A 17590-nucleotide genomic window follows, 5' to 3' on the forward strand; every position below is an offset into this window, starting at 1 on the left:
GCGGGTTTCAGCCGGCCACCGCGACACGGCGGGTTGAAACCCGCCCTACGCCGGGAAGGAAGGGGCGCCCCGAAGGAAGTCCCCTTGGGGGACAATGCCGGCATGACCCGACGCACCTCGCCCCTCGATTCCCTCAAGCCGCTGGCCGGGCGCGCGCTCGAGGCCGCGCTCAACCGCGCGCTTGCGCTCGACCCGGACACCCGCGATGGCCTGCGCGCGCTCGACGGCCGGCGCGTGGCCCTGCACGTGGTGGCGCCGCCGCTGGCGCTGCAGGTGCGCGTGGCCGGCGACCGGCTCGAGGTCGGGCCGGTCGATGGCGACGAGCCCGACCTGGGCGTGCGCGGCACGCTGGGTGGCTTGATCGCGCAGCTGCCGTTCTTCAAGCGCGACGATGCGCCGCCGGTCGGCAAGCTGCGCATCGAAGGGGATGCCGACCTCGCGCGCCGCCTGCAGAAACTCGCCTCGCGCTTCGATCCCGACTGGCAGCAGCCGTTCGCGGCGGCGTTCGGCGACGTGCTCGGGGTGCAGATCGCCAACGCGCTCGCCGCCGGCCTGAGGCACGCGCGCGGCGCGGCCGGCGCGTTCGCCGGCAACGCCGCCGAATTCGTCACCGAGGAATCGCGCGACGTGGTCCCGCGCGAGGAACTCAACGCCTTCCACGACGACGTCGACACCCTGCGCGACGATGTCGAGCGCATCGCCGCGCGCGTGACCCGCTTACGTGCGCGCGTGGGCGATGCCGGAGGCGCGGCGTGAGGCCGCTATTCCGCGCCTGGCGCATCGGCCGGGTGCTGTTGCGGTATCGCCTCGACGACCTGCTCGACGACACTCCGGTCGAGCCGTGGCTGAAACTCGCGCGCCCGTTCGTGCCGCGCGCCTCGGCCGAGGTCGCCGCGCAACCGCGCGGCGCGCGCCTGCGCCTGGCGCTGCAGGAACTCGGGCCGATCTTCGTCAAGTTCGGGCAGATCCTCTCCACCCGCCGCGACCTGGTGCCGCCGGACGTCGCCGAGGAGCTGGCGCTGCTGCAGGACCGGGTCGCGCCGTTCGATGGCGAGGCCGCGCGTGCGATCGTCGAGCAGGCGCTCGGCCTGCCGATCAGCCAGGCGTTCGAGCAGTTCGACACCACGCCGCTGGCGTCGGCGTCGATCGCGCAGGTGCATGCGGCGATCCTGCCCGCGGCCGACGGCCGGCCGGCGCGCGAGGTCGTGGTCAAGGTGCTGCGCCCGGATATCGAGAAGCAGATCGCCGGCGACATCGCGCTGCTAAAGGCGGTGGCCGGCGTGGTCGACCGCACCCACCCGAGCGCCGACAAGATTCGCCCGCGCGAGATCGTGGCCGAGATCGAGAACACGCTCGCCGCCGAGCTCGACCTGCAGCGCGAGGGCGGCAACGCCAGCGTGCTGCGCCGGTTCTGGCTCGACAGCGACGACCTGTACGTGCCCGAGGTGATCTGGTCGCACACCGCCGAGCGCGCGCTGACCCTGGAACGCGTGCGCGGAATTCCGTCGGATGACATCGCCGCGCTCGACGCGGCCGGCATCGACCGCCACGCGCTCGCCTCCAAGGGCGTGCGCGTGTTCTACACCCAGGTGTTCCGCGACAACTTCTTCCACGCCGACGCGCACGCCGGCAACATCTGGGTCGATTCCGATCCGGCGCGCAAGCTCAACCCGCGCTTCATCGCGCTCGACTTCGGCATCATGGGCCAGCTCTCCGACGAGGATCAGTACTACCTCGCCGAGAACTTCATGGCGATCTTCAACCGCGACTACCGCCGCATCGCCGAGCTGCACGTGCAGGCCGGCTGGATGCCGGCGCACATCCGCATCGACGAACTCGAGGCGGCGACGCGATCGGTGTGCGAGCCGTACTTCACCCGGCCGCTGAGCGAGATCTCGCTGGCCGAGGTGCTGATCAAGCTGTTCCGCACCGCGCAGCGCTACGAGCTGACGCTGCAGCCGCAGCTGATCCTGCTGCAGAAGACCCTGCTCAACATCGAAGGCGTCGGCCGCCTGCTCGACCCGAAGCTCGACATCTGGGCGGTGGCGCGACCGGTGCTGTCGAAGATCCTGGTCGAGCGCTACAGCCCGCAACGGCTCGCAGCCGAATTCCGCAAGCGCCTGCCGGAGCTGGTTACGCATGCGCCGGAGATGCCGCGGCTGCTGCACGCGTGGCTGACCCAGCAGGTCGAGGGCAAGCACCAGCTGCGGATGCGCTCGGACGACATGGCCGAGCTCACCCGCACGGTCAAGGATGCGCAGCGGCGCACGGTCGCGGCGATCCTCGGCACAGGCCTGCTGATCGCGGCGGCGGTGCTGTACGGACTGGAAGCCGGCGGCCCGCGTTTCTGGTCGGTGCCGGCGTCGTCGTGGATCGCCGGGGTGGGTGGCCTGTGGGCGTTGCTGGCGGCGTGGCCGCGGCGCGGCTGAGATCCGCGGCCGAACGCAGTCAGCCCGTAGGCTGGGTTGGCTCCATCAACCCAGCACATCGACCAGGCAAAGCGCTGGGTTAGAAGGGCCAACCCAGCCTACGGCCCTGGAAGTAGGTGGCAGGACGAGCTGGCCGCCGCCTGTTCTTAGGGCGTAGCAGTCACGCGTTCGATCCAAGAGAGCCGACGTGCGTCCTTCGTCTCACGTCGCACCGCCGCCAACCCCTCGGCCCGGTTGAACGCATGCAACAGTAGGGGGCCCAGGTCTGCCACCGGTGACTTGGTTTGGGTCATATCCCGCAGCAGCGCGAATGATCGTTCTTCGAACTCGCCCAATACATCGGATCGGTAGCGGGCGGCATGGCTGATGCCCGAGAGGTACATCGCCTTGGGCACCTCGTGGTCCGGCCAATGGAGCGCCATGCGCAGCGGCCACTCGAGCATGTTCCGCTCGCCCCACATGGCATCCTTCGGGATCATCGCGTTGGCGACCAGGCCGAGCATCAGCGACTGCGCCAGCGCGTTGAGATACGGCTGCATCTGATCAAGCGTCGGTCGCGTATAGAGGCGATCGTGTGGCCGCGCCTGTGCCCCTCCAAGTCGCGCGAGGAGCTTGCCCTCCAACTCAAGGACCGCCGCCTCCAGCCCGGCATGGTGCGTCGAGACAGTTTCCCGTCCGATCAACTCGAGTCGGGCCGTATCCCAGATGCCAACGTCGATCGTCCACGCGTCGTCCGCGCTCGCGATCGAACCCTGCACGAGCACGTCAGTGTGGGCCGCGAGCTGCGCAGCCGTCTCGCGCTCGCCTGCTGCATCCTGCGCGCCGAACACAACTGGCCCGCCACCCATGACGACGGTGACCAGCGATTGCGCGTGCGCGGGCGTCCATTCGTAGATGCTCTCCGCCAGATAGAGCGGGATCGCGCGGCTTAGCCGTCCGAGGTCGTCCTCGCGCTGCTCCTCGGCGTGTTCCACGCCACTCAGAACCTTTCCGAGCATGAGGAACGTCACCTTGCGTGCATCGGCTGGCTTGGGAGCAAAGAGCCAATCTGGATCGCGCAGGCCGTACATCCAGATGGGCAGCTCGAAGGGAACCTGGCCGATCTGGAGGTCGGACTCATCGACCGGGCGTGAGCGCGCCGCTTGGCGGCGGCGGTCCTGGAACTCGCCCGCCATCGCGTCCAGATGCTGCTTGAAGGGCGGCATGTTAAGCGCGTACAGACGATCGAGCAGCGCCTCGCCTTCGTCCAGCCGACCCAGCTGCAGGTAGGCCCGCAGCAGGTTCAGTCCGACCTGCGGCCCGTGCACGGCCGCGTCGTAGTACGGCCCGGTGAGGTCGACGAGCTCGGCGATCTTGCCTGCGTTGCCGAGGTCGCCAGAGACCGTGAGCAGCGCGTCCGTGTTCTGTGCGGCCTGTGCCAGCACCTTCCGGAACAGCTCGAGCGCCGCGGGCACGTCACCGGCGCCAAGACGCTCCCGCCCCAGGTAGAGCGTGGCGCGCCAGCTGCCCGGCAATGCCGCGGCCTTTTCCAACGCCGCGATGTATCCCGCGTCCCCGCTGCGTTCACGCTCGCGCGCGAGCCACCATCCGAGGCCATTGTCCTGGTTGGGGTCGAGCGTGATGGCTTTCCAAAGGGTGGCGTCGGTCTTCGCCTGATCCCCGCGCGCGTCGTAGACCTTGGCGAGATTGGTGAGGATCGTTCCGGTCTCACCGACCTTTGTCGTCGCATCGAGCAGCACGCGCTCGGCCTCATCCAGCGGCCCGTGCTTCATCAACACGATCGCACGGATCACGTGGCTGCGTTCGACAATCGGATCGGTCGCGATCAGGCGGGCGGAGGCCGGCCCGATCTCCGCAACAAAGTCGTCGTTGAGTGCGTTGACAATCAGGCCGTAGAGCTCGTCAGGCTGGTTCCACTTCGCCTGTAGCTGCGGCAGTAGCATCTTGTCGCGCCAGTCCGCGCGCGTGATCTGAATTTCGCGGCCGTGCACGTCGTACGCGGTGATGAGCTCAGATTGCTCGGCGCGTGCTACCGATGGCGCGGCTGGCTCATGCGCAGGAGCTTCGCTGCCGATAGACTTGCCGGTCAGGCTCTCGATCAGACGTTTGAACACCATTCCTCCAAGGGAAGATTGCGGGCATCAGTGTGTAGGATCGGCCAGCCCGTCGCCCTTGTGCAAAGGATATTAGCCGCTCGAGACCTAGACCTCTTGCGACCGCTTTGGGTCGGGAGCGGTCATCGCACCTCCGGATTTATCGCGGGCCCCGCCAAAGCGTTCCGGAAATGCTCGCAAGCAAACATCCCATCAAAAGACCGGACCCAGCTGGCCCGTTGTTCGCTTCAGGAAAGCCGGCTCATCTGACAGGCACGTTCGCCGGTGGCGCGCCGTTCTCCGCCTTCGCAAAGTCTCCGGCGACATAGACGCTCAGCGCATCGGGCTTGAAGTGCTTGCGGATCGCGGCATTGACCTCGTCGACAGTCAGCGCCTGCAGCTTCGCGTCGATGCCGGCAGAGAACGCCATGGTGCGGTCCATGAACAGGTTGCGCGCGAGCAGTCCGGCCACGGTGCTGTCGGCGGCGCGCGCCTGCTGGCGCTGGGTGAGCAGGCCGGAGACCGCGTCGCGCAGTTCGTCGGCGCTGATGCCGTCGCTGACCAGGCGCGCGAGTTCCTCACGCAGCGCGGCTTCGACCTTGTCGATGTTCTGCGGCGCGGCGATCGCCTGGATCGACAGGCTGCCGGCGTCGTCGCGGCCGACGCGGCTGGCGTCGGCGTTGAGGTCGCTGGACACGCCGTAGCTCAGGCCGTCCTTCTGGCGGATGCGGTCGCCCAGGCGCGACTTGATCGTGCCGCCGCCAAGGATGTGGTTGGCGACGATCAGCGCGGGGTAGTCGGGGTCGGCCTCGTTGAGCGAGAGGTTGGCGCGCGCGAGCAGCACCGCGTTGGGCTTGTCGGGGGTCTCGAAGCGCGCGCGCCTAGCCGCGACGTCGGTGTAATGGGTGGCGATCGTCGCGAACGGCTTGGGCGATTTCCAGCCGGCGAACAGTGCCTGCAATTGCTGCTTGACTGCGGCCACGTCGAAGTCGCCGACGATGCTGATCTCGCCGGTGGCAGTGCCGTAGAAATCGCGGTGGAATGCGCGCACCTCGTCGAGCGTCAGCGCCTTCAGCGCGGCCAGCGATTCGTCGATGCTGCGGCCATGCAGCGGGTGGCCTTCGGGCCAGGGTTCGAAGTGCTCGGCCAAGGCCTGGCCGGCGACGGTGCCCGGCTCCTTGCGCGCCGCTTCCAGGCCGGTGATCGCCTGCAGGCGGAACTGCTCGAACTCGCTGTCCGGGAACGTCGGCGTGCGCAGCACGTCGGCGGCCAGCGCGAGCGCCTCACTCAGTTGCGCGCGCCGCGTGTTGAGGACGATGCCGCCCGATTGCAGGCCGCCGCCGACCGAGGCCTGGGTCTTGAGCGCGTCGAAGCGCTGGGTGATCTGCTCGCGGCTGAGGCCCTGGCTGCCGCGCATCAGCAACGCGCCGGTAATGCCGGCAGCGACGTCGCGGCCGGCCAGCGTGTGTTCGTCGCCGAAGCGGAAGGTGGCGGTGACGATCGCGGTTTCGCCGCGGGTCTTTTTCGGCAGCAGCGCGACCTTGAGGCCGTCGCCGATCGTGTAGGTCTGGGTGCGCGCCTGGATGTTGGCCGGGGTCGGATCGAAGTTCTCGCCGGCGGCGACCGCGGCACGGCCGCTGTAGCCGGCGACCAGCGCGGCGGCAGGCGGCGCGACCGGCACCTCGACGCGGTCGGGCGCGTCGGTCGGCACGAAGCGGCCGAGCGTGCGGTTACTCGGCTTGAGGTAGGTGCGCGCGACGTGGTTGACGTCGTCGAGCGTGACCTTGTCGACCGCATCGCGGCGCACGAAGTACAGGCGCCAGTCGCCGGCGGCGACCGATTCGGACAGGCCCATCGCCACCGCATTGACGTTGGTGTAGTTGAGTTCGTAGGCGTTGCCGATGCGCTGCTTGGCGGCGTCGAGTTCGGCCTGGGTGATCGGCGTGGCCGCGAGCTGCTCGAGCTGCGCCAGCAGCACCGCTTCAGCGCGGGCGTCGTCGCCGTCCCTGGGCAGCGCGGCGATCGCGGTCAGCAGGCCGGGGTCGCGCAGGCCATCGCTGCCGATGCCGATGCCGGCGGCGAGCTTGCCCTCGACCAGCGCCTTGTGCAGCCGCCCGCTCGGCACGTGGCCGAGCACGGAGTCGAGCACCGCCAGCGCCGGGCTGTCCGGGTGGGTGCCGGCCGGGATGTGGTATGCCGCGGCCACCAGCGCGATGTCGCCGCTGCGGCGCACGGTGACGCTGCGTTCGCCGTCCTGCGCGGGATCGGCGGTGTAGAAACTGCGCATCGGCACGGCCGGCCGGGCGATCTGGCGGAAGTTTCGCGCAATGGCGGCCAGCGTCGTGGCCGGGTCGATGCGGCCGGCGACAATCAGGGTCGCGTTGTCCGGCCGGTACCAGGTCTTGTAGAACGCCTGCAGCCGCTCGATCGGCATGTTCTCGACATCGCTGCGCGCGCCGATCGTGTCGTGGCCGTAGTTGTGCCAGAGGAACGCGGTCGAACGCAGGCGTTGCATCAGCACGCCGCCGGGGTTGTTCTCGTTGCGCTCCAGTTCGTTGCGGACCACGGTCATCTCGCTGTCGAGGTCCTTGCGGGCGACGTTGGCGTTGCGCATGCGGTCGGCTTCCAGGCGCAGCAGCCAGTCCAGGGTGGCGTCGTTGGCCGGGAACGAGGCGAAGTAGTTGGTGCGGTCGAGCGCGGTGGTGGCGTTGAACGCGATGCCGCGCTTCTTCATCTCGCCGGGGATGTCGGTGTGGGTCGGCGTGTCCTTGAACAGCAGGTGCTCGAGCAGGTGCGCCATGCCGGTCTCGCCGTAGTTCTCGTGCTGCGAGCCGACGCCGTAGGTCAGGTTGACGGTGACCGTGGGCTTGCTCGCGTCCGGGAACAGCAGCACGCGCAGGCCGTTGCCCAGGGCGTACTCGCAGATGCCCTCGACGCAGGGACCGGCGCTGACGCCGGCCGGTAGCACCAGCGCGTTCGCGGCAGCCGCGGGCGGCGCGGTGGCGCGGGCCGGCGACGCGGCGGGCGTGGCGCCGTTGGCGAGCGCCGGCAGGCTGAGCAGGGCGAGCGAGCAGGCCAGCGCGAGCGCGCGCGGCAGGTGGGCGTTGGGCGACATGGGATTCCTGTGGTGAAGGTCGAACAGCGGAATCTTTGCTCGTCATCCCTGCGAACGCAGGGATCCAGTGCCTTGCGCGCTTGCGAGGCGAAGGCGCTGGGTTCCTGCTTCCGCAGGAACGACGGCCGGGGGAGTGCTGATCCGATTGCCATGAACGTTGCGACGGAGAACGGGTGCCAAGGCCAGGCATCGGCAATCGGCGACAATGGCCGATTCTAACGACGCTGCCGGCCGCTTCGATGTCCGCTCCGCTTTCGCTGCCCGTGCAGGCTCTCAATGTGCTTTACGTCGACGACGTCCTGGCCGTGGTCGACAAGCCGGCCGGGCTGATGGTCCACGACAGCGCGCTGGCGCGCGGCGAGACCGACTTCGCCGCCGACCGCCTGCGCGCGCAGTTCGGCAAACCCATCTTCCTCGTGCACCGGCTCGACCGCGCGACCAGCGGCTGCCTGCTGCTCGCGTTCGACCGCGACACCGCCTCGGCACTGGGCAAGGTGCTGATGTCGGGCGAGGTCGAAAAAGACTACTGGGCGGTATGCCGCGGCTGGCCGGAACAGAGTTTCGTGATCGACCACGACCTCGACGGCGGCCCGGGAAAGCCGCTCAAGAAGCCCGCGGTCACCCGTTTCACGCGGCTGGCGACCACCGAGCTGGCGCTGGCCTCGGCCGGGTTCGAGACCTCGCGCTATGCGTGGCTGTGCGCGCAGCCGCAGACCGGGCGCTTCCGCCAGATCCGCCGCCACCTCAAGCACGCGTTCCACCACCTGATCGGCGACACCAGCCACGGCGACGGCCGCCACAACCGGCATTTCCGCATGCTCGGCGTGCACCGGATGCTGCTGCATGCGCGGCGGCTGGCGTTCGTGCACCCGGGCAGCGGTGCGCGGGTGGAGGTCGTGGCGCCGGTGGATACGGAGTTTGCCAAGGCGCTGGCGTTGTTCGGCGACGTCCCGGCGGCGGCGTGCCGAGCAGGCTCGGCACTACAGGAAGCTTAGCCGCCGCTCGCCGCGGGTTTCGTCGCCTCGGCCTGGATGTCCTTCTGCATCTGCTGCAGCAGCGGCACCATCACCCTCTGCATCGCGCTCATCGTGTTCTGCATCAGCTGCGGCATCTTGTCGAGCAGGTTCTGCCCGGCCGGGCTGCCGTAGAAGCCGATCATCGCGTCCATGTCCTCGCCGCTGAAGGTCTGGCGGTAGATCTCGCGGTACAGCGGCTGCATGTTGTTCCACGACACCATGCCCAGCAGTTGCGCGTTCGACTTGTAGACGATGCCGTCGAGCTTCTGCTTCTGCTCGGGCGTGAGTTGCTGGCCGGCGGTGACCTGCTCGACCATCTGCTGCTGCATCGCTTGCACCTGCGGCACCATCGCCTCGACGGTCTTGCGCGCGCGCATCACCTCGAGCAGCTGGTCGACCTGGGTGTCGGTGGGCGGCGCGGCGGCCGCGAACGGCGCGGCCAGCAGCAGCAAGGCCGCCAGGGCGAGGGATTGCACCAAGGCGTGCTTCTGGACGAGGTGTTTCATCGGATCGACTCCCCAAGTTGATCGTGCGCGGTTGGCCGTGCCTCGGCCGGTTCAATGCGCTGGCGTGTGGAACCGCTGGCGGCGACTACAATCGCCCGCATCCCCGCCGGCTCCTCCCATTACAACGCATGTCCGACCCCAGTCCAGCCGTGCCGATCCCCGAAACCGAGCTGGTCGAGCGCTTCGTGCGCGCGACCGGGCCGGGCGGGCAGAACGTCAACAAGGTCGCGACCGCGGTCGAGCTGCGTTTCGATGTCGCCGGCTCGCCCTCGCTGCCCGAGCCGGTGCGCGCGCGGCTGCTGGCCAAGCGCGACCGCCGCATCACCGACGACGGCGTGCTGGTGATCAGCGCGCAGCGCTTCCGCACCCAGGACCGCAACCGCCAGGACGCGCGCGAGCGGCTGGCCGCGTTCATCGCCAGCGGCTGGCGCGCGCCCACGCCGCGGATCGCGACCAGGCCCACCCGCGGTTCCAAGGAGCGCCGGCTCGGCGCGAAACGCGAGCGCGGTACGATCAAGCGCACTCGGGCGAAGACCGAGTGGGATTGATCCGCGCCCCAACGGGTCAAGTGCACCCGGGCGAAGACCGAGTGGGACTGATCCGCGCCCCCACGGTTCGAGCGCACCCGGGCGAAGACCGAGTGGGATTGGGCGGGCGGGGGCCGGAAACACAGGGGAACGCATGACCGACACGCACACCGACATCGTCCTGCCGCTGCCGCCGAACGCGCCGCGGGTGCGCCCGAATGCGTTCGGACGCTGGCTCGGGCGCACGATCCTGCGGCTGGGCGGCTGGCGCATGGTCGGGGCGTTTCCGGACATCCCCAAGCTGGTGCTGATCGGCGCGCCGCATTCGAGCAACTGGGACGGCATCTACGGCTTCGCCGCCAAGCTGGCGATGGGCCTGGACGTCAGGATCCTCGGCAAGCACCAGCTGTTCTGGTGGCCGCTGGGGCTGCTGCTGCGGCGGCTGGGGGTGATCGCGGTCAACCGCAGCGCCGCCCACGGGGTGGTCGAGCAGCTCGCCGACCGCATCCGCGACGAGGAGCGTTTCTGGTTCGGGATCGCCCCGGAGGGCACGCGCAAGCCGGTCGAGCGCTGGAAGACCGGGTTCTGGAAGATCGCGCGCGCCGCCGACGTGCCGGTGCTGCCGGCCTACTTCCACTACCCCGACAAGACCATCGGCATCGGCCCGGTGTTCACCCTGACCGACGACATGGCCGCCGACATCGCCCGTATCCGCGCCTTCTACCGACCTTGGCAGGGCAAGTTCCACGGCACCCCGTAGGGCGGGTTTCCACCCGCCATCGCCATCGCCACCGCGGGTTAAACCCCGCCAAGGGCCAACCGCAAGCGGGAATGGCAATCCCGCCCCACCGGGCGCGAACCACCGCCACCGGCGGCCGGCTTGGCACGTTGCTTGCGTAGGTTTCCCTGACGACGCCGCGGCCAGCGCTCGATCGCAGATCGACGGTGGCGGCCGGCACAGGGGGGCGATTGGATTTCTCCAGCCACGCCGAACGCGACGGCACGCGCCTGCACGGGCGTGCCAAGGGCGCCGCGCGTTTCATGCTCGGGCCCAGCGCCCTGATCGGGGCGATGGGCCTGTTGCGTGGCGCCGATGCCACCGTGCCGACCCCGGCCGAGGACTGGCGCCGCGCCACGGTTGACCTGGTGATCCACGTGCAGCGCCACCAGGCGACGATCGTGCATTGCCTGGCCGGCCTGCGCGCGCAAACCCGCCAGCCGCGGCGGATTGTGCTGGTCGACGACGGCGGCATCGACCGCGACGGCTCGCTGGTGCTGGCGCGCGAGTTCGCCGCGGTGAACGCGATGGCGATCGAGGTGATCGCGCGGCGCTGGTCGATCGGCCGCACCCCCACGCTCAAGCGCCAGGCCAGCGAGTGCGACGGCGACGTGCTGGTGGTGCTCGACGCCGATACCGTGCTGGAGTCGCCGGAGTTCCTGGAACGCTGCGTGCGCGAGCTGTTCCAGGGCGCCGGCATCGCCAGCGTCTGCGGCACCGTGCTGCCGTTGCGCGGCCGCGACCGACGCGCGATGGCGGCAACCGCCGCATTCCGGCGCTGGCTCGGCCCCGATGCCTACCGCGACCTCAACGCCAGCCGCGACCGCGCCGCGCGCATCGAGCAGTGGCTGATCGACGGCTACCGCCAGTGCGTCGGGCTGGTGCAGCAGCGCTTCGTGCATCGCGGGCAGATGCTCGCGTTCGGCGGCATCGCCCACCCGGTCGGCGCGGTCGCCTACCGGCGCGGCTACCTCAAGGACCTGTTCGACCGCTACGAGCCGGTGCACGGCGAGGACGACCAGACCCATGCCGAGGACATCTTCATCGGGGTGGCGTTCGGCAACGAGGGCTACCGCAACGTGCAGCTGGCCGACGTGGTCGCGCGCGTGCAGCAGCCCGCGCGCATCGAGCACCTGCCGGCGCGGCGCGCGCGCTACACCCAGGCGTTCCTGCGCGGCTGCTACTTCTTCGACGCGCTGCTGCAGTCGCCGCTGAAGGCGCCGCGACGCGCGTGGCGGCGGTTGCGCCGGCCGGCGCCGAAGGTCGAGCAGCGGCGCGTGCGCGAGGCCTACCGGCAGCCGTTCGGCGAGCGCCTGACCCGCGAGCAGGGCCGCCCGATCGGCTGGGCGCTGGCGTTCACCGCGCTGGAGAAAATCCTGCTGCCGCTGATCGTGCTGGTGCTGCTGGCCACCGGGCAGTGGCGCGCGCTCGCGATCGGGGTGCTGGCCGAGCTGGCGCTGTGGCTGGCGCTGCTGGCCGCGGTCGCGCCGGCGCCGCGCGCCGCGACGCTGGCCAGAGGCCTGCTGGCGGCACCGCTGCGCTACGTCGAACTGGCCGCCGACCTGGTCGGCGTGCTGCGCTTCGGGCGCGAGCTGCGCGGCCGGCAGGCCGATCGCGCGCGCCGGCGGATGCGTTGACGCCCGGGTTTTAACCTGCCGAATCGACGCGCGGCGGGTTTTAACCCGCCTTCGGGGCCGACGCGATGGTCGCGTATGGCGATGGCGGGTTGAAACCCGCCCTACACACCCTCGGCAGTCGCATGCGGCGGGTTGAAACCCGCCCTACCGCTCCGACGGCCCGGTCGCGTAGTAGTCGCGGCGCACGAACAGGTCCGGCTGGATCAGCTCGGTGAACGCGCGCGCCTGCGGCGACAGGTACTTGCCCTTGCGCACCACCACGCCGTAGCTGCGCGACGGGAAGTAGCGCGCCAGCGAGCGCGCCGCCAGCCGCTCGCGGTCGGCGTCGGTCAGGCAGATCGCGGTGACGATGCTGATCCCCAGCCCCATCGCCACGTACTGCTTGATCACCTCCCAGCCGCCGACCTCCAGCGCCACCGTGTACGGGACCCGGTTTTGCTGGAACACCAGGTCGACCATGCGGTAGGTGGTCAGCCGCTGCGGCGGCAGGATCAGGCCGTACGGCGACAGGTCCTGCAGGGTGAGGTCGGGCTGGCGCGCGAGCGGGTGGTCGCGCGGCGTGATCAGCATCGGCTCGAACTGGTAGATCGGCGCGTAGTCGAGGTCGGCCGGCACGTCGAGCATCGACCCCACCGCCAGGTCGACCGCGTCCGAGCGCAGCAGGTCGAGGCCGCCGGCGCCGGTGACGTTGTGCAGGCTCAGCCGCACCTCCGGGTGCGCGGCGCGGAACGCCTCGACGATCCGCGGCAGCAGGTACAGGATCGTGGAGCTGCCGGCGGCGACGTTGAGCTCGCCCGCGTCGAGCCCGCGCACGCGCTCGCGGAACACCCCGTCCAGCCCGTCCAAGCCCTCGACCAGTGGCCGCGCCAGCTCGTACAGCTCCTGGCCCTCGCGGGTCAGGGCCAGGCGGCGGCCGCTGCGCTCAAGCAGGCGCACGCCCATTTCGCGCTCCAGCGCCTGCAACTGCAGGGTCACCGCGGGCTGGCTCAGGTACAGGGCCTCGGCCGCGCGCGACACCGAGCCCAGCCGCGCGGTCTGGCAAAACGCGCGCAGCGGCTTGAGGCGGTCGCCCTTGTAGGCGAAGCGGGGGCTGGGAGCGCGTTTGCTGGGCACGTTCACGGCCTATGTATAAGCATGGCTAATGATATGTATTGATAGAACTTTATTGTCAAATACGATACCTGACCGCATGGTCGCCTCCTACACGTAAGCCTGGTTACAGGCGGGAGAGCAAGGCATGTCGGCAGTGGTTTTCCAGCAGCCCGAGCAGGATCGGACCGAAGCCCGGACCGAGCCGCGGATCGAACTGACCGGCCAGGTCGCCGGCCAGGAACAGCTGCTGACCCCGGCCGCGCTGGCCTTCCTGGCCGACCTGCACCGCCGCTTCGAGCCGGCCCGCCAGGCGCGGCTGGCCGCCCGCCGCGAGCGCCAGGCGTTCTTCGACGCCGGCGGCCTGCCCGACTTCCGCGCCGACACCGCCGCGATCCGCGCCGGCGACTGGCGGGTGGCGAAGCTGCCGGCCGCGCTGCTCGACCGCCGCGTCGAGATCACCGGCCCGGTCGAGCCGAAGATGGTGATCAACGCGCTCAACTCCGGCGCCAACTGCTTTATGGCCGACTTCGAGGACAGCACCGCGCCGACCTGGGCCAACCTGCTGACCGGCCAGCGCGCGCTGAAGAAGGCGGTCGCCGGCACCCTCGACTGGATGGCGCCGGACGGCTCGAAGCACTACACGCTGCGGCCGTTCGACCAGCAGGCGGTGCTGATGGTGCGCCCGCGCGGCTGGCACCTGGACGAGAAGCACCTGCGGGTCGATGGCGCGCCGATCTCGGCCAGCCTGTTCGACGCCGGCCTGTTCGCCTTTCACAACTCGGACGTGCTCGCCGCGAAGGAACGCGGACCGCATTTCTACCTGCCCAAGCTGCAGTCGATGGAGGAGGCGGCGCTGTGGAACGAGGTGCTCGGCCACGTCGAGCAGGTGCTGGGCCGCGCGCCTGGCCAGCTCAGGGTCACCGTGCTGATCGAGACGCTGCCGGCGGCGTTCGAGATGGACGAGATCCTGCACGCGCTGCGCGGCCGCGTCGTCGGCCTCAACTGCGGCCGCTGGGACTACGTCTTCAGCTACATCAAAACCTTCCGCGCGCACCGCGACAAGGTCCTGCCCGAACGCGGCCAAGTCACGATGACCCAGCCGTTCCTGCGCGCGTACTCGGAGCTGCTGATCCAGACCTGCCACCGCCGCGGCGCGCACGCGATGGGCGGGATGGCCGCGCAGATCCCGATCAGCGGCGATGACGCCGGCAATGACCTGGCGATGGCCAAGGTCCGCGCCGACAAGCTGCGCGAGGTCACCGCCGGCCACGACGGCACCTGGGTCGCGCACCCGGCGCTGATTCCGCTGGCCCGGGAGATCTTCGACGAGCGCATGCCGACCCCGCACCAGCAGCACGTGCTGCGCGAGGACGTCCACGTCACCCGCGACGACCTGGTCAAGCCGCCGCTGGGGACGATCACGCGGGCCGGCTTCGAGGGCAACGTCGAGGTCTGCGTGCGCTACCTGGCGGCGTGGCTCGACGGCAACGGCTGCGTGCCGATCCACTGGCTGATGGAGGACGCCGCGACCGCCGAGATCGCGCGCACCCAGCTGTGGCAGTGGCTGCACGCCGACGGACTACATCTGGCCGATGGCACCGAAGTCGACTTCGCCCTGCTCGAACGCGCGCTGATCGGCCTGCCCAGCAAGCTCGCCGACCGCCTGCAGCTGCCCGGCGCCAGCCGCCTCAACGAGGCGATCGGGATGCTCGACCGCATGACCCACGCCGACACGCTCGAGGAATTTCTGACCCTGCCGGCCTACGCCCGCCTCGATTGACCGACCGCAGCACGCAACCCGCCACGTTCCCATTCCAACCAAGTCGAAAGGATTTCCGCCATGACCACCTTGCCCACCGCCGACCAACTCCGCCACGACTGGGCCACCGACCCGCGCTGGGCCGGGATCCAGCGCCCGTACTCCGCCGAGGACGTGGTGCGCCTGCGCGGCACTGTCGGCGTCGAGCACACCCTGGCCAAGCTGGGCGCCAACAAACTGTGGAAGTCGCTGCACAGCGAGCCGTTCGTCAACGCGCTCGGCGCGTTGACCGGCAACCAGGCCATGCAGCAGGTCAAGGCCGGCCTCAAGGCGATCTACCTGTCGGGCTGGCAGGTCGCGGCCGACGCCAACCTTGGTGGGCAGATGTACCCAGACCAGTCGCTGTACCCGGCCGACTCGGTGCCGGCGGTGGTCAAGCGCATCAACAACACCTTGCTGCGCGCCGACCAGATCCAGTGCGCCGAAAGCAACGGCAATGGCGGTGATGGCGACATCGACTTCCTGCAGCCGATCGTCGCCGACGCCGAGGCCGGCTTCGGCGGCGTGCTCAACGCGTTCGAACTGATGAAGGGCATGATCGAGGCGGGCGCCTCGGGTGTGCACTTCGAGGACCAGCTCGCGTCGGTAAAGAAGTGCGGCCACATGGGCGGCAAGGTGCTGGTGCCGACGCGCGAGGCGGTGGAGAAGCTGGTCGCCGCACGCCTGGCCGCCGACGTGATGGGCGTGCCGACCCTGATCGTCGCGCGCACCGACGCCGAGGCCGCCGACCTGCTGACCGCCGACATCGACCCCAACGACCAACCGTTCACCACCGGCGAGCGCACCGTCGAAGGCTTCTACAAGACCCGCAACGGCCTGAACCAGGCGATCAGCCGCGGCCTGGCCTACGCCCCGTACGCCGACCTGGTGTGGTGCGAGACCGGCAAGCCCGACCTCGCGTTCGCCAAGGCCTTTGCCGATGCGATCCACGCGAAGTTCCCCGGCAAGCTGCTCGCCTACAACTGCTCGCCGAGCTTCAACTGGAAGAAGAACCTCGACGACGCCACGATCGCGAAGTTCCAGAAGGAGCTCGCCAGCTACGGCTACAAGTTCCAGTTCATCACCCTGGCCGGTTTCCACGCGCTCAACTACGGCATGTTCAACCTCGCCCACGGCTACGCGCGCCGGCAGATGAGCGCGTTCGTCGAGCTGCAGGAAGCCGAGTTCGCCGCGGCCGATCGCGGCTTCACCGCGGTCAAGCACCAGCGCGAAGTCGGCACCGGTTACTTCGACGCGGTGACCCAGACCATCCAGGGCGCGACCTCCTCGACCGTCGCGCTCAAGGGCTCGACCGAGGAGGAGCAGTTCCACGGTGACGTCGCCACCTCCGCGCCGGCCGCGATCGCGGCCTGAACGGCCACCGCGCGTACCTCGCAGCGGCGGCCACGCATTGCGTGGCCGCCCTTTTTTGCGTCTCGCGTTAGGGCCTCCGGCTCGCTCTCAGGCGCGCCACCCCGGTGCTATCCTCGCCTGCAGTCTCCTGGACGACGGAGTGCGGGGTCGTGGAATGAAGGGTGAAAACGCCGCGTCGCCCACGCGCGACGAACCAGCGCAGCGCACCGCGCCGAACGGCGACCTCGCCGCCGCGGCGTTGACCGCCGACGAGTTCGCCCTGTTCGCGCAGGTCGGCCGCATGCGCCGCGCGTATGCCGGCGAGGTGCTGTTCCGCCGCGGCGACCTGGGCACGACCATGTACGTGGTGTCCAAGGGCGCGGTCGAACTCGACTTCGGCGACGACCTGATCGCCAAGCGGCTGGGGCCCAACGAATTCTTCGGCGAGCTCGGCCTGCTGATCGGCGACCACGCCCGCAGCGCCGATGCCACGGTGCCGGTCGACGGCATGCTGATCGAACTGCGCGCCGAGGAGTTCCAGCGCCTGGTCGACCGCGAGCCCGGGCTGGTCTCGTACTTCCTGCGCCGCGCGATCATGCGCGTGGTGCTGAACGAACAGGGCCTGATCCGCCGCCTGCGCCGCCGCAACCACGACCTGCAGTCCGCGCTCGACAGCCTGCGCGCCACCGCGGCCCAGCTCAACCAGACCGAAGCGCTGATCCGCACCGACGAGCTCACCGGCCTGTTCAACCGCCGCGGCCTGGCCAAGCACCTGCAGGACCGCCACCGCAACGGCAGCACCCACGGCCTGGGTCTGCTGCTGATCGACTGCGATCGCTTCAAGGCCGTCAACGACGACCACGGCCACCTCGCCGGCGACCGAGTACTGCAGGCAGTCGCCCACATCCTGCGCTCGGTGGCCGGCAACGGCGACATCGCCTGCCGCCTCGGCGGCGACGAGTTCGCGCTGCTGGTCAAGGCCGACAGCCGCGACGACGTCATGCGCTACGCCGACTTCATCGTCAGCACCGCGCACGGCCTGCTGCAGATGCCGCACACCACGCCGCTGATCTGCACGCTCAGCCTAGGTGCCTGCCTGGTCGCGCCCGACACGCAGTGGAACGATTGGTACGCGCACGCCGACGCCGCGCTGTACCGCGCCAAGCGCTTGGGCGGCAACCGCGTCGAATGGCAGGACGACGCGCTCGCCGCCACCGCGTGAGCGCGCCCACCGCGACGCCGTCAT

At 69.8% G+C, this 17590-nt stretch carries 13 protein-coding genes; 9 read left to right on the forward strand and 4 right to left on the reverse strand.

Features of this window, described 5'->3' with window-relative positions; translation table 11 throughout:
- Nucleotides 1-102 precede the first annotated feature (102 nt).
- Both ACFQZQ_RS11165 and ubiB read left to right on the forward strand, forming a co-directional pair.
- The gene (locus tag ACFQZQ_RS11165; protein ID WP_386812869.1) at nt 103-756 is read left to right on the forward strand and encodes a ubiquinone biosynthesis accessory factor UbiJ; all 654 of its coding nucleotides are present in this window, start codon (nt 103-105) and stop codon (nt 754-756) included.
- A complete protein-coding gene (ubiB, locus tag ACFQZQ_RS11170) occupies nt 753-2429 on the forward strand; it encodes a ubiquinone biosynthesis regulatory protein kinase UbiB (protein WP_386812870.1) in 1677 nt (558 codons plus the stop codon). The genes ACFQZQ_RS11165 and ubiB overlap by 4 nt, the downstream gene beginning before the upstream one ends.
- A 146-nt stretch (nt 2430-2575) precedes the next feature.
- Here ubiB and ACFQZQ_RS11175 read toward each other — a convergent pair whose 3' ends face one another.
- Nucleotides 2576-4543, reverse strand: a complete 1968-nt coding sequence (locus tag ACFQZQ_RS11175; RefSeq protein ID WP_386812871.1) for a tetratricopeptide repeat protein — start codon at nt 4541-4543, stop codon at nt 2576-2578.
- Nucleotides 4544-4784: 241 nt separating this feature from the next.
- Nucleotides 4785-7637 (reverse strand): M16 family metallopeptidase, encoded by a 2853-nt coding sequence (locus ACFQZQ_RS11180; protein WP_386812872.1) that lies wholly within the window; start codon nt 7635-7637, stop codon nt 4785-4787.
- Nucleotides 7638-7876: 239 nt separating this feature from the next.
- Here ACFQZQ_RS11180 and ACFQZQ_RS11185 point away from each other — a divergent pair, with 239 nt between their 5' ends.
- Nucleotides 7877-8632, forward strand: coding sequence for a pseudouridine synthase (locus ACFQZQ_RS11185; protein ID WP_386812873.1), 756 nt, complete (start codon nt 7877-7879; stop codon nt 8630-8632).
- Here ACFQZQ_RS11185 and ACFQZQ_RS11190 read toward each other — a convergent pair.
- Nucleotides 8629-9159: a DUF2059 domain-containing protein gene (locus tag ACFQZQ_RS11190; RefSeq protein ID WP_386812874.1), complete on the reverse strand. Its 531-nt coding sequence runs from the start codon at nt 9157-9159 to the stop codon at nt 8629-8631. The two genes, ACFQZQ_RS11185 and ACFQZQ_RS11190, sit on opposite strands and share 4 nt — an antisense overlap.
- Nucleotides 9160-9287: 128 nt before the next feature.
- Between ACFQZQ_RS11190 and arfB the strand changes: the two genes are divergently transcribed.
- From arfB to ACFQZQ_RS11205, 3 genes are all read left to right on the forward strand, one after another.
- A complete protein-coding gene (gene arfB / locus ACFQZQ_RS11195) occupies nt 9288-9707 on the forward strand; it encodes an alternative ribosome rescue aminoacyl-tRNA hydrolase ArfB (RefSeq protein ID WP_386812875.1) in 420 nt (139 codons plus the stop codon).
- Nucleotides 9708-9840: 133 nt separating this feature from the next.
- Nucleotides 9841-10446 carry a lysophospholipid acyltransferase family protein gene (locus ACFQZQ_RS11200; protein WP_386812876.1) on the forward strand — a complete coding sequence of 202 codons (606 nt, stop codon included), beginning with the start codon at nt 9841-9843 and terminating at the stop codon, nt 10444-10446.
- Nucleotides 10447-10655: 209 nt separating this feature from the next.
- The gene (locus ACFQZQ_RS11205) at nt 10656-12101 is read left to right on the forward strand and encodes a glycosyltransferase (RefSeq protein WP_386812877.1); all 1446 of its coding nucleotides are present in this window, start codon (nt 10656-10658) and stop codon (nt 12099-12101) included.
- A 144-nt stretch (nt 12102-12245) separates the two neighbouring features.
- Here ACFQZQ_RS11205 and ACFQZQ_RS11210 read toward each other — a convergent pair whose 3' ends face one another.
- Nucleotides 12246-13214, reverse strand: a complete 969-nt coding sequence (locus ACFQZQ_RS11210; RefSeq protein ID WP_386812923.1) for a LysR family transcriptional regulator — start codon at nt 13212-13214, stop codon at nt 12246-12248.
- 124 nt (nt 13215-13338) lie between these two features.
- Between ACFQZQ_RS11210 and aceB the strand changes: the two genes are divergently transcribed.
- From aceB to ACFQZQ_RS11225, 3 genes are all read left to right on the forward strand, one after another.
- Complete coding sequence (aceB, locus tag ACFQZQ_RS11215) at nt 13339-14973, forward strand: malate synthase A (protein ID WP_386812878.1); 1635 nt, start codon at nt 13339-13341, stop codon at nt 14971-14973.
- A gap of 60 nt (nt 14974-15033) precedes the next feature.
- Nucleotides 15034-16365: an isocitrate lyase gene (aceA, locus tag ACFQZQ_RS11220; protein WP_386812879.1), complete on the forward strand. Its 1332-nt coding sequence runs from the start codon at nt 15034-15036 to the stop codon at nt 16363-16365.
- Between the two features lie 154 nt (nt 16366-16519).
- Nucleotides 16520-17566: a GGDEF domain-containing protein gene (locus tag ACFQZQ_RS11225; RefSeq protein WP_386812880.1), complete on the forward strand. Its 1047-nt coding sequence runs from the start codon at nt 16520-16522 to the stop codon at nt 17564-17566.
- The last annotated feature ends 24 nt before the right edge of the window (nt 17567-17590 follow it).

The organism is Lysobacter koreensis, from assembly GCF_042677045.1.
In the GTDB taxonomy this organism is placed as follows: Bacteria; Pseudomonadota; Gammaproteobacteria; order Xanthomonadales; family Xanthomonadaceae; genus Lysobacter_K; species Lysobacter_K koreensis.